General features: G+C 63.9%; 11 protein-coding genes and 1 pseudogene. 6 read left to right on the forward strand and 6 right to left on the reverse strand.

Annotated elements, in window-relative coordinates:
* Positions 1-450: 450 nt before the first annotated feature.
* The 4 genes and pseudogenes from B4U45_RS09450 to B4U45_RS09465 form a co-directional block, all read right to left on the reverse strand.
* A pseudogene (locus B4U45_RS09450) lies at positions 451-726 on the reverse strand (cytochrome C oxidase subunit IV family protein); the annotation flags it as partial.
* Positions 727-732: 6 nt separating this feature from the next.
* Positions 733-1,323 (reverse strand): cytochrome c oxidase subunit 3, encoded by a 591-nt coding sequence (locus tag B4U45_RS09455; protein WP_075549031.1) that lies wholly within the window; start codon positions 1,321-1,323, stop codon positions 733-735.
* The gene (locus B4U45_RS09460) at positions 1,320-2,066 is read right to left on the reverse strand and encodes a hypothetical protein (protein ID WP_075549032.1); all 747 of its coding nucleotides are present in this window, start codon (positions 2,064-2,066) and stop codon (positions 1,320-1,322) included. The genes B4U45_RS09455 and B4U45_RS09460 overlap by 4 nt, the downstream gene beginning before the upstream one ends.
* Positions 2,063-2,812, reverse strand: coding sequence for a hypothetical protein (locus tag B4U45_RS09465; protein WP_075549033.1), 750 nt, complete (start codon positions 2,810-2,812; stop codon positions 2,063-2,065). The genes B4U45_RS09460 and B4U45_RS09465 overlap by 4 nt, the downstream gene beginning before the upstream one ends.
* Before the next feature lie 111 nt (positions 2,813-2,923).
* On the opposite strand from B4U45_RS09465, the gene B4U45_RS09470 reads away from it, so the two are divergent.
* The 3 genes from B4U45_RS09470 (at position 2,924) to B4U45_RS29820 (ending at position 7,480) form a co-directional block, all read left to right on the forward strand.
* Positions 2,924-3,502, forward strand: a complete 579-nt coding sequence (locus B4U45_RS09470; RefSeq protein ID WP_122526510.1) for a TetR/AcrR family transcriptional regulator — start codon at positions 2,924-2,926, stop codon at positions 3,500-3,502.
* 820 nt (positions 3,503-4,322) lie between these two features.
* On the forward strand, positions 4,323-5,516 hold the full coding sequence (locus B4U45_RS09475; RefSeq protein WP_075549038.1) for a PPE family protein: 1,194 nt from the start codon (positions 4,323-4,325) through the stop codon (positions 5,514-5,516).
* A gap of 65 nt (positions 5,517-5,581) precedes the next feature.
* The gene (locus B4U45_RS29820) at positions 5,582-7,480 is read left to right on the forward strand and encodes a PE family protein (RefSeq protein ID WP_219859383.1); all 1,899 of its coding nucleotides are present in this window, start codon (positions 5,582-5,584) and stop codon (positions 7,478-7,480) included.
* A 124-nt stretch (positions 7,481-7,604) separates the two neighbouring features.
* Here B4U45_RS29820 and B4U45_RS09485 read toward each other — a convergent pair whose 3' ends face one another.
* Positions 7,605-8,285 carry a hypothetical protein gene (locus B4U45_RS09485; RefSeq protein WP_131808328.1) on the reverse strand — a complete coding sequence of 227 codons (681 nt, stop codon included), beginning with the start codon at positions 8,283-8,285 and terminating at the stop codon, positions 7,605-7,607.
* A gap of 687 nt (positions 8,286-8,972) precedes the next feature.
* Positions 8,973-9,377 carry a hypothetical protein gene (locus B4U45_RS09490; RefSeq protein ID WP_371687261.1) on the reverse strand — a complete coding sequence of 135 codons (405 nt, stop codon included), beginning with the start codon at positions 9,375-9,377 and terminating at the stop codon, positions 8,973-8,975.
* Between the two features lie 140 nt (positions 9,378-9,517).
* Between B4U45_RS09490 and B4U45_RS09495 the strand changes: the two genes are divergently transcribed.
* The 3 genes from B4U45_RS09495 to B4U45_RS09505 all read left to right on the forward strand — a co-directional run bounded on the left by B4U45_RS09495 (position 9,518) and on the right by B4U45_RS09505 (position 11,403).
* Positions 9,518-10,279, forward strand: coding sequence for a hypothetical protein (locus B4U45_RS09495; protein WP_075548204.1), 762 nt, complete (start codon positions 9,518-9,520; stop codon positions 10,277-10,279).
* Positions 10,276-10,791, forward strand: a complete 516-nt coding sequence (locus B4U45_RS09500; protein ID WP_075548170.1) for a twin-arginine translocation pathway signal — start codon at positions 10,276-10,278, stop codon at positions 10,789-10,791. Before B4U45_RS09495 ends, B4U45_RS09500 begins: the two co-directional genes overlap by 4 nt.
* Positions 10,792-10,887: 96 nt before the next feature.
* Positions 10,888-11,403, forward strand: coding sequence for an Rv2253/PknI dimerization domain-containing protein (locus tag B4U45_RS09505; RefSeq protein ID WP_075548171.1), 516 nt, complete (start codon positions 10,888-10,890; stop codon positions 11,401-11,403).
* Positions 11,404-11,413: the final 10 nt, after the last annotated feature.

Raw genomic sequence — 11,413 nt, forward strand, 5'->3', positions numbered from 1 at the left:
GGTCTCGATCTGCTCGAAGACTTGGAGAAGTCGAACGGGATTTGCGCCACTCCGCTGCCGTCGACGGCGTCTACTGCGCCCAATGTGCCTGTGGTGTCCCGCGACAGCTCCCAGGGCACCGACTGTGCGCTGACGGCGTCGAGTGCGCGCCGGCGGCGCCGAGCGTGCCGTCAGGGCGGCCGATTGCGGCGGTTCGCGCCCTACATACACAGTCAAAGGCGTCACCACACACTCGATAGGGCGGCATCACAGTCGACTCGGTGAGCGAAGATCCAATATCGACCTGCCTGGGCAGCCAAGGCTGCGCACCAGGACATCCTTGACCAGCCACATCCGTGGAACGCCAGGAATTTCCGGGCGCGGGCGGACGAACTACGCACCGCTGGAACAGAAACCAATGTGAATGATGTGATCGCCGGACCCTTGACTAGGTCCGCAACTGTCCTGATGGACCGTCATCCCCACCAGATAGCTGCCCAGCAACGCAGCGCCGACAACCAGCACGCATGCGTCCGTCAGGCGCCGCAGCACGGCGGGAGACTGCCTGACTTCCATGAACTCGCGAAAGATGATGCGTACCTTGGCGAGTGCGATCACTATCACGCTCGACGTGACCACCCCACTGGCCTTCGGAGATCCGTCGACAGCGTAATCAAGCCACAGGTACGACAGCGTCAATGACGCCAGCACCACCCAGACGACCAACAGCCGCTTGTTGAATCTGATGTCGGATCACCTCACCACGTACAGCAGGGCGAAAATCAGCACCCAGAGCAAGTCGACGGTGTGCCAGTAGGTGGCGCAGGTCTCGACCAACCGCTGCGATCCCCGAGATCCCCGACCTGTTCGTGTCGGGCCGCACAGCTGATACACCACAACTCCGATGACGACGAATCCGATCAGCAGGTGCACGAAGTGGATACCGGTGAGAAGGAAGTAATACGTGAAGAAGTCGTTAGCGGTCAAGGAATTGCCCATCCGGATCTGCTTTGTCCACTCCAACACCTTGGCGCATAGGAACGCCAGGCCGAGGAACGCGGTGAGAAAGGCGTCGGTGCGCGCCGCTCGGTATGCGTGGGCGCGGGCCGACTGGACACATCGTGCCACCGACCAGGAACTCAGCAGCAGAATAAGTGTGTTGAAGACTCCGATACGAAGGTCCAGCTGCGCCTGGGAGCGCAGGAAGAGCTCGGGGCTCTGGGTGCGGTAGAACAGGTAGAAGCTGAAATAGGCGGTGAATACCAGTGTTTCGAACAGTACGAAGGCCCACATGTCCGGTTGGCCGGGGACAAACCTGGGCGGCTTGTTCGCATCGGCGGTCATGGCTCGGCCACCTTCCCGGCCGCAAGCGCGGGCAGCGCCCCGGTACCGAAGTCCTCACGCTGGATCATCCGCCGCAGCAGGACGATGAAAACGCCTGTATAGATACCGAATACGACCATGTTGAGCCACCAGGCGATCTGTCCGTTCCACGCCAAGACGCCGCGACGGAAAATCCAGGCCGGAGAGACCACGATCTCGGTGAGCGCGTTGCAGAGGTTGAGGTAGCCGAACCACATAGGGAAAACCTGGTTCTTGTCGATCAGGATGGCGAGCATCCACACCAGCGAGCCGATCAGGAACACCCCCATGGTCCCGATGAACGACAGGAAACCGAAGTCGTAGAGCCAACCGATCAGTTCTGGATCACGCTCGGGGCGCATCGCCCCCGCCGTGAGCACGATGCACATCAGCATCATTCCGGGAATCGCGCTGAGCGAGTACAACACCAGGTACGAGTATGCGAATGCGGGGCTGACCGACATGCGGCGCATGGAATAAGCGATGAGCGCGTTGCTCATCGTCGTCATACCGGTGATGACGAACATGATGGCAAAGCCGATGACTAACCCAAAGTGGTTGTCCTGGAACCACCGAACGATTATCGGTGTGTCCCATGAGGGGTCTGGCGGGGGCTGGGTGCGGGTCAGCACGAAGAATACCAGGACGAACAAGTTGTAGAAGACCACGAGCGTCCACCAGGCCAGCCGCAACTCGCGCTTGGGGTTTGCCGGCATTGCGCTCATGCGCCGGCCGATTCGTCGGCGCGCTGCCGGGAAACAGCCCGGCCGAGGATGACGGCGGCCACGACGATCCACACCGCGATGGCGATGTTCTTGAGCCAGAACGACAACGCTCCGTCCCACGCCAAAGGGCCGGACAGGGTCAGGCCGGCGAACGCCGCCGGCACCAGCGCCGCGGCGATGAGCAGATTGAAATGGGCCACCCACCGGCTGAATACCGGATGTGACGCATCGTCGAAGTAGATTGCCAGGGCAAGTATCACGCTCTGCCCGATGAGGAAGGGCACCTGAGTGGTGAAGGTAAGCCAGGCCAGATCGTTGAACATCTGAGTCAGCTCCGGATTGCGTTCCGGGCGGAACGCGGCGAGCAACCAGCAGACGTTGGCGATGAGAAACAGAGTGGGTCCGCCGGCCACGCATCCGAGCATGCAGTAGGAAAAGATCGGTGTGCGGTGTGCCATCCGGCGAATCTGCATCACCAGCAGGGTCAGGACCGGGATCAGGCCCACGCAGAACCAGTTGAACAGGATCATGCTGTAGCGGACCCCGGATTGGTTTTCCCGATAGAAGGCGGCCACCTGCTCCGCCGGCATTCTGGGCGACATCGGAGGCGTGAAACCGGGAAACAGCACAAACGCCGAAACCCAGATGATCGCCACGAAAGGCAACGTCCACAACAGGATCAGCTCACCATCGATGCGCCGTGGCGCCGATGGCGGAGCGCTTCGGTGCTCGCCGATGGCGGACATCGGGGACTCCTTCCGGTCCGCGGGTCGTTGGGCGATCGCGGGGTGCGGCTTCTCAGCGAAGCTAGCCGATCGGCTAGCTACGGTCAATAGCCGATCGGCTAGGCTCTCGATATGGTGAAAACGCCGCCGCCCGGCCAGTTCCGCTTCATCGCGCGCAGCCCCGCGCAGACCCGCATTCTGGATGCGGCGCTGCAACTGATCGCCGAACACGGCGTCGGCGGCACCTCGCTACAGATGATCGCCGACGCCATCGGCGTGACCAAAGCCGCGGTGTACCACCAGTTCAAGACCAAAGAGCAGATCGTCATCGCCCTCACCGAACGTGAGCTCGGTGGCCTGGAGGAGGCGCTGGAGGCCGCCGAAACCCAGGTTCACCAGCCGCGAGCGCGTGAGCTGCTGCTGGAGCGGGTGATCGACGTGGCGGTCGAGCGCCGGGGCGCGGCCAGCACGTTGCAGTTCGATCCGGTCATCGTCCGGCTGCTGGCCGACCACCGGCCGTTCCAGCAATTCATCGCGCGGCTCTACGGCGTGCTGGTCGACGATGCCGCCGAGGACGCCCGGGTTTCGGCGGCGATGTTGTCGGGCGCGATTGCCGTCGGCGTGATGCACCCCTTGGTCGCTGATATCGACGACGAGTCACTGCGTTCGCAATTGCGTCGCATCACCCGTCGGCTCATCGGCGCGGAGTGACCGGGCTAACCCCGCAGAAATAGGCTGAGGACTCCTTCGATTACGTGATCCGTCGGGTGCGATGTTCGACGGCTAGACATTTTCCCGGTTAATATCGAAACCCACGCCAACAAGTTTCCTGGACGCCCTTTCTTACTGCGCCCCGCTGCCTTGCCCAAGCCTCGTTCTTCGTGCCGGCTTGATACGGCGGCGGGCTGCCCCCGGACGGCGGGCGTTCAGCGGCTGTTCGGGCGCACCCGCGTTTGACCGTACCGATCGCCGGTAGAGGTAAACAGTCGGGCGATGCCTTAACCGCGGCACAGCCGCGACACTGTTGACCGCCAAAGTACCGCTACCCGTGTCCAGACTTTGAATAGGCCGATTTACACCGTGGCACATGTACTTTCGCGTATCAACCCGTACGACAGGCGGACCTGTGCGAGCGACCGCAGCCGGCACTTTGCGCCCGAGGCTGGATGTTGATAACGGGTGCTTATCGTGCGATCATCATTAACTATTTGATATCTATCACAGCCGGCGAGATAGTTGCTTCCGATTGGCATTGAGAGACTGATCGGAACAGCGGTCTCGTGAAAGTTTGAGGCGGTCGGGCCGGCTGTTGACAACATCGTGCGCGCCATCCGCTTCAGTCCGAAACGGAGAATTCCCTATTTGAATTAGTGACAACACGTCAAGGTTTGGCGTTTGATTATCTTGTTCTTGAAGTGGGCATTACTTCATGTTCTAAGAGTTGGCTTCGGCCCAGTTAAATTCTTGGTCGCTCGTGTACCAGCGGTTGAACCTTCTGACCGAAATATATGACGCTATGAGGGAAGTGGAAATGGTCTTTGAGTTTTCGTGGCTGCCGCCGGAGGTTAATTCGGCTCGGATGTATTCGGGTGCGGGGTCGAGCTCGTGGCATGGGGCGGCGATTGCCTGGCAGGGGTTGGCCCAGGATCTGACGGCGACGGCGTCGTCGTTTGAGTCGGTGATCGCTGGGTTGGTTCACGGGCAGTGGGCTGGGCCGGCGTCGTTGTCGATGGCGGCCGCAGCGGCGCCGTTGATGGAGTGGTTGAGCGCAGCGGCGGAGCACGCGCAGTCGTCGGCGGCTTCGAGCGCGGCGGCGGCTGCTGCTTATGAGTCGGCGTTTTCGGCGACGGTGCATCCCGGGGCGGTGGCCGCGAATCGGACGTTGGTGGCGACGCTGATTGCCACGAATTTCTTGGGCCAAAACGCTACGGCGATCGCGACGACGGAAAGTGCTTACGCCGAGATGTGGGCGCAGGATGTCAGCGCGATGATCGGCTACCACACCAAGGCGGTGGCGGTGGCCTCGACGTTGACACCGTTGAATGCGCCGCCGGCCCAACTAGTAGGCGGTACAGCGGTTCAACCCTTCCTGCCGGTCACGCCGCCAATCATGCCGGTCACCCCGCCACTGATGCCGGTCACGCCGGTGCATGTGCCTCCGCTGGCTTGGCTGTTTGACGCGATCACGGGTGTGATGTCCGACATACCGGTGTCATCGGTGTTGTCGGTGGCCGAGATGGGGATGTATCCGGCCAGCATGATGATGTCGCCGTTGATGATGGCGATGTCCAGTGCTCGCGGGGCCACCGCCGGGTTGGGTGCTGCCGGGTTCGGTGCTACTGGCGCGGCGTCGCCTCTTGTTGGTGGCCCTGCGTCGTCGATGGGTCTGAGCGGACTGGGCGCTACGGCGGTGTCGGGGGCGCCGATGTCGGCGGCGTTGGGTCAGGCCCACACCATGAGCGCGGTATCGGTGCCGGCAACCTGGCCAGGATCGGTGCCCAGCGGGCTGTCCAGTGCGGCCGTGCAAGGACTTGGATCAACCCCGGCCTCCTTGGCCCCGGCAACCGGATCCGCCGATGCTATGCCGATGATGCCCATTCCCCCCCGGGGTGCGGGCTCGACTGCGCCGCCACCCGGCGAGGTAAGCAGCCGCGGCGGTGTCGGCGCCGGCGCGCCGACGCTGGCCATCGCCCACAGCGTGATCCCGCACGCCGGCATCGGATAAGCATCCGACTGCGGCGCATACACGTTGCCCCCCAACGACACTGGTAGACCCCAGGAGAGTCAGCTGTGCCATTCGTAACCATTGTGCCGCAGGCATTGGAATGCGCCGCAACGGATTTGGCCGCCATCGGTACGGCGTTTAGCCAGGTCACCGCTGCTGCGGCGATCCCGACCACCGGGTTGGCGCCGGCCGGCGCCGATGAGGTATCGGCGACAATGACAGCCCTGCTGGCTCACCAAGGCCAGACCTGGCAGGCGCTCAGCCGCGACTACGAATGGCTGCATCAGCAATTTGTCGACCTGCTCAACGGCAGCACCCTCAAGTATTGGACCACCGAGGTCGACAACGCCGCCCAGAGTGCCCTCAAGGGCGCCAATGCCGACAGCCAATGGCTGGTGGGGCGCCCGATCATCGGCAACGGCGTCAACGGCCTCAATGGGACCGGCCAAAACGGCGGCAACGGCGGATGGCTGTGGGGCAACGGCGGCAACGGCGGATCCGGCGCCGCCGGCCACAACGGCGGTAACGGCGGCGCAGCCGGCCTATTCGGCAACGGCGGAGCCGGCGGAGCCGGCGGCGCCGGCGCCAACGGCGGCCACGGCGGCCACGGCGGACTCCTTATCGGCAGCGGCGGCACCGGCGGCACCGCGACCATCGCTGGCGGTGCGGGCGGCAACGGCGGCAACGGCGGAGCAGCCGGCCTCATTGGCAACGGCGGCAACGGCGGAGCCGGCGGAGCGGGTAGCCACGGCGGAGGTGGCTCCGGTGGTGCCGGTGGCTCCGGTGGTGCCGGTGGCTCCGGTGGCGCGGGCGGCCTGCTGTACGGCAACGGCGGAGCTGGTGGTGCTGGCGGGGCCGGCGGGCACGGCGCAGACCCCGGACACAACTCCGGTAACGCCGGGGCCGGCGGGGCCGGCGGGGCCGGTGGGGCCGGCGGAAATGGCGGGCTAATTGGTGACGGGGGCGATGGTGGGGTTGGCGGAGCTGGCGGCAGCGGTGGCCATTCAAACTGGGCCGGCGGGAACGGTGGGGTCGGCGGGGCCGGCGGGATCGGTGGATCCGGCGGGCTGATCGGCAACGGCGGCTCCGGCGGCTCGGGCGGCGCCGGCGGCAACGGCGGCACGGGTTGGACCGGAGACGGAGGCAGCGGTGGTGCCGCCGGAAACGGCGCGCACGGCGGAAACTCCGGACTCTGGTACGGCAACGGTGGGTCTGGTGGGTCTGGTGGGTCTGGTGGAGCTGGTAGCTCTGGTGCGACTAGCGGTAGCAATGGCGGCAGCGGTGGAAACGGTGGGGCGGGTTCCTACGGAGGGAGGGGCGGGCTGATCGGCAATGGTGGCTCAGGTGGGGCCGGCGGGGCCGGCGGCAACGGGAGCTCAGGGGGCCTGGACTACGGTCACGCTGGCGGGAATGGCGGGGGCGGCGGGGCCGGTGGCGCTGGTGGAGCCGCGGGATGGTTCGGCGATGGTGGCGCCGGTGGTAGCGGGGGCTCAGGCGGCATCGCAGGGTCTGCCCAGCAGGGCGATTACAGCGCAACTGGCGGTAATGGCGGAGCCGGCGGTACGGGCGGGGCCGGCGGGGCCGGCGGCGCGTGGATAGGGTCCGGTGGGTCCGGTGGCGCCGGCGGTAACGGCGGCGCAGGCGGAGACTCCGGGGGCGGCCCGCCTGGCGGGAATGGTGGTAACAGCGGAGCCGGGGGTGACGGAGGCAATGGCGGACTGATCGGGAACGGTGGTGAAGGCGGCAATGCCGGGAAAGGCGGGGCTGGCGGCATGGGACCGACCTACGGAAACGCTGGGGCCGGCAACAGCGGCGGCAACGGCGGCAACGGCGGGATGTTCGGTAACGGCGGCGGCGGCGGGGGTGGGACCGGTGGCGCGCCGGGCGGCGTCGGCGGCATGGGCGGGCTGTTCTTCGGTGACCCCGGAGCGGACGGGTTGACGTACCTCGACACGTCGAGCTAAGCCGGCGCAGGAGGGCGTCACGAACGCGAAAGGGCCACTGCCGCAGGTCTATTCGGAGTGTTTGAGGGATCTATAACAAGATGATGTGGTAGTGGTCAGTCGAACGTCGACGCGCGACCCCTAGCTAATTGTCCTCTTCAATGAGAGTTACTTCACCATTTTGCTCTACCTTTACGCGATAAATCTCACCATTCATTTCAACTTGCGCGAATCCGTCATTCTTTACGACATATACTTGATTGTTCTCGGGCTGCGTGTTCGTATCGTTGATGACGGGTTCTTCGTCGATAAGAGTTACCGCACCATTTGACTCCACTTTTACCGTGAATATTTCGCCATTCATTTCAACTTGCGCCAATCCGTCGTTCTTTATGTAAATCTCTTGGTTGTTTCCGGCCAGCGTGTTCGTATCGCCGAAGAAGCTGGTGGCGTAACCGGCATCGAACCCAAGAGTAGGAACGGTGTCCACGCCAACCATCTCAAAGAGCGGATGCTCATCGAACGGAACAGAGTCCGTAATCGAGTCTGTCTGATAGCTGCTGGTGGTGGAATTGCTACCGGTGCCGCCGCTACCGGTGAACTCAGAATTATTGGTGGTGCAGGTGTCTAATTTGAACCCGTCATGAGCAGTCAAGGTGATAGCCAGCCTGCCGACGCTGACATCGGTGGAGCTACCAGCGGTGTCTATGGCGGCGGTGACGCCACCGGCCAATGCCAACGCGCCCAGCACAACCGCAGCGCCGTGTTTGCCACGTGGCGTTTTAGCAGCCTGGGCCGACGGACGCGTCGAGTCAGGTTCAGCCACGCTGACTTCACCTGCTGCTAGGCAATCTTGAGGCAATCGAGACATGGGTGGGAGCCCTTTCTTCCCTCAGGTAGAAATTCAGTCGGATACACGGTGCCAATACAAATGTCAAGGACAAGAATATGACATCGTAAGGCGGACCGTCAGCTCAAACTCGCTTGCACACAATAAACCAGTGCCGCAACCGAAGTTCACGAGGGTCCGTTGCCGCGCATCTGCCCTGTTAGAGGCGTTCGCCTTTCAGAGCGTTGATCCCGATCTATGCCTCGACGATCGATTTGACCGTGCCTCGCTTTGCACTTTAGGCGGTGGATCACAGTAATCGCCAGACTGATCGCCCGACGCTCGACCGAGATAGCCAAATAGCTTTGCCGCTGACCTAGACCTGGCCATCTCAGCAAAACGGCACATGTGCTCCCGACACAGCCGCTTCCATGTCGATCAGTCACCCGCCAGCGCCCCAACAAGCAGGACACGACGGTGGGTTACCGGCAGGAATTGGGTTTTGGACGCGGCCGGTAAACCATGGATGTCGGTGGCCGCAGGTTAAGCCTCAACGCATGGGTGTTGGTTGGGATTGGGCACCTCGCCGGTGGCGGTGTACGCCTGTTCTTCCGAAGGAATCATGTTGCACCGCAACCGATCACGCTCGGCACAGTGGTACCACGGGTCAGCGGCCGACACCTCCTACGTGTCGCCCCGCACCCATCTGGCGTGACCGTTCTGCGCCACGCACACCAGGAACAGACCGTCGGGCGCCTGCGCGACGTAGTACTCCGGATATCTGGTGCAGTCGGAGTTCTCGTCCTTGACCCCGGCCATCGGTGGGGATCGGAACCATCGGGGTTCGTAGCGCCGCGGTGAACCGCAGAACATCAGCCGTCCCGGCTCGGTGGCGAACGAGACGTAGTAGTCGGCGGTTCCGAAGACGTAATAGGTGGTGTTGTCACAGGGTGCGCCGAGGACGACGTTGGGGGTGATTCCGGGGGTGCAGGCCGGATAGTCGCAAACCGTCGGACCCGCGTCGGCGGGTGGTGCCGTCCATACCGTCATGCCGAGCAACGCGGCAATCGCTGCCACGAGTAAGCGCACGCTATTACTCTTGCACAATTGAGAAGAAAACTCTCCTGCTCGGAGAAGACAGAAATCGCCCTATCTGGGGCGGGGCCCCGCCGTTGTGATGAGTGATAGATAATTGTTGCTCTCGCTCAGCGCGTGGCCAGGAGGTGACGATGCCGTCGCGTGACCGGCTATCTGAGGCCCTCGAATCCGACGGTCGCGACGGCGAATCGCCAACCCAGGCAGCAGAAGCCGTCGCCCAGGCCGAAGCGAGGGCCCGCGCGGCCCGGGAACGCGCGACACGCCTGAGCGAAAAGGCCGACGCGATAGCCGGCGACCGGCAGCCAACGGCTGGCAACGAGGCTGGGGACACGGCCGTCGACGAGGCAGTCGCTAAGGCACGGCGCCGATTCCGAGTGCGGCCGCGGCAGCTTCGCCGTCCGGGACGCAAGGGGCTGGCGGCGATGGCTGCGGCGGTCATCAGCTGCAGTTCCCTCGGCGCGAGCGGCTATCTGGTGTGGCACCACCGCAATGTCGTGCACCAACAGCAACGCGCCGCCGAGTTCGCGGCCGCGGCGCGGCAGGGCGCCATCATTCTGATGTCGATCGACGCCACCAAGGCCAGACAGGATGTACAACGCATCATCGATAACACCACCGGCGCGTTCAAAGGCGGGATGCTGATCGCCGCCGACGACCTGGTCCAGTCGGTCGAGCAATCCAGGGTCAGCACCAAGGTGACCGTGCAAGGCGTCGCCGTCCAGTCGATGACCGACGATTCCGCGGTGGTCCTGGTGGCGGCCAAAGCCGAAGTCGCTAATCCCGAGGCCAATCCGGACCAGACCAAACTGCCGCCGCGGTCCTGGCGGATCGTCATGACGGTGCAACGAGACGGCGGACAGCTCAAAGTGGCGAAGGTCGAGGCGCTGCCGTGAGCCCGGCAGGCCGCCGGATCCGCCAATGCCTGACCTGGTGGCGTCCAATTCTGTTAGGGCTGTTGGTCATTGCCACGACGGGCTTCGCCGCCGGATTCTTCTACCTCGGCTACCGCGCGGATCGACAGACCGACGACGCGGCGGCGCGGGACGCGATCAGAGCGGCCTCCGAGGGCACGGTGGCGCTCCTGTCGTACTCGCCCGACAGCCTGAGCCGGGATTTCGACAACGCGAGATCGCGGCTCACCGGCGACTATCAGAGCTACTACGAACGGTTCACCGAGCAGATCGTGGCGCCGGCGGCCCAGCGCGGCCAGATCACCACCAACGCCCGCGTCATTCGAGCCGCCGCGGCGGAGTTGCATCCGGATTCAGCTGTCGTACTTGTGTTTATCAGTCTGAAGACCACCAGCAAGGACAAACCCGAACCGGTGAAAACCACCAGCAGCGTTCGGGTAACGCTGACCAAGGTCAACGGATCCTGGCTAATCGCCAAGCTTGACTCGCTGTGACGGCCGCGCGCTTCGCGGCAAAGCCCTCGCCCACGCGGCGGCCCCGGTGTTACTGTCTCAAGTGGGAAGTGGCGCTAGCGCGTCGAGGAGCACGTGATGCGGTCAATGGGCACTGTCGCAAGCGCAATATTGGTAGCTACCACGGTGATTGGCGGCTCGAGCGCCGCACCGCCGGCCCGGGCCTCCACGGACGGTCTCGCCATCAACGGAACCTACCGCGCCACATCGGTCGGTGAATGGGCCAAGACAAATCAATCTTTTCATGATGAACCGACCGTCAGTAGCACGTGGACGGTGTCGTCCAGCTGTAGCACGGCTCAGGACTGCTCCGGCCACGTCACCAGCGACCGGGGCTGGAACGCACCGCTCTACATGCATGACGGGGTGATGTGGACCGTGAAACACGAGGTGCCCAACTGGGAAACGTGCCCCGATGGCACCTCGTTCACCGGGGTACAAACGTTCACCTTCTATCCGGCAGGGCCGGACGGCACTATCCAGGCCGGCTCGTCGACATATGCGGGCAAGGACCAGACCGTCGGGCCCAGTGGCGCATGCGGTGTCAACAAGTGGCTCGTCGTCATGATGCCGTTCCGGCTCGACAAGATCTGACCGCGACGCC

The organism is Mycobacterium persicum (genome assembly GCF_002086915.1).
GTDB classification, from domain to species: domain Bacteria; phylum Actinomycetota; class Actinomycetes; order Mycobacteriales; family Mycobacteriaceae; genus Mycobacterium; species Mycobacterium persicum.

Coding starts and splice junctions, on each gene's coding strand:
- B4U45_RS09470 (WP_122526510.1), top strand. CDS start 2,924: ATGGTGAAAACGCCGCCGCCCGGCCAGTTCCGCTTCATCGCGCGCAGC.
- B4U45_RS09455 (WP_075549031.1), bottom strand. CDS start 1,323: ATGACCGCCGATGCGAACAAGCCGCCCAGGTTTGTCCCCGGCCAACCG.
- B4U45_RS09505 (WP_075548171.1), top strand. CDS start 10,888: ATGCGGTCAATGGGCACTGTCGCAAGCGCAATATTGGTAGCTACCACG.
- B4U45_RS09495 (WP_075548204.1), top strand. CDS start 9,518: ATGCCGTCGCGTGACCGGCTATCTGAGGCCCTCGAATCCGACGGTCGC.
- B4U45_RS09465 (WP_075549033.1), bottom strand. CDS start 2,812: ATGTCCGCCATCGGCGAGCACCGAAGCGCTCCGCCATCGGCGCCACGG.
- B4U45_RS09475 (WP_075549038.1), top strand. CDS start 4,323: ATGGTCTTTGAGTTTTCGTGGCTGCCGCCGGAGGTTAATTCGGCTCGG.
- B4U45_RS09460 (WP_075549032.1), bottom strand. CDS start 2,066: ATGAGCGCAATGCCGGCAAACCCCAAGCGCGAGTTGCGGCTGGCCTGG.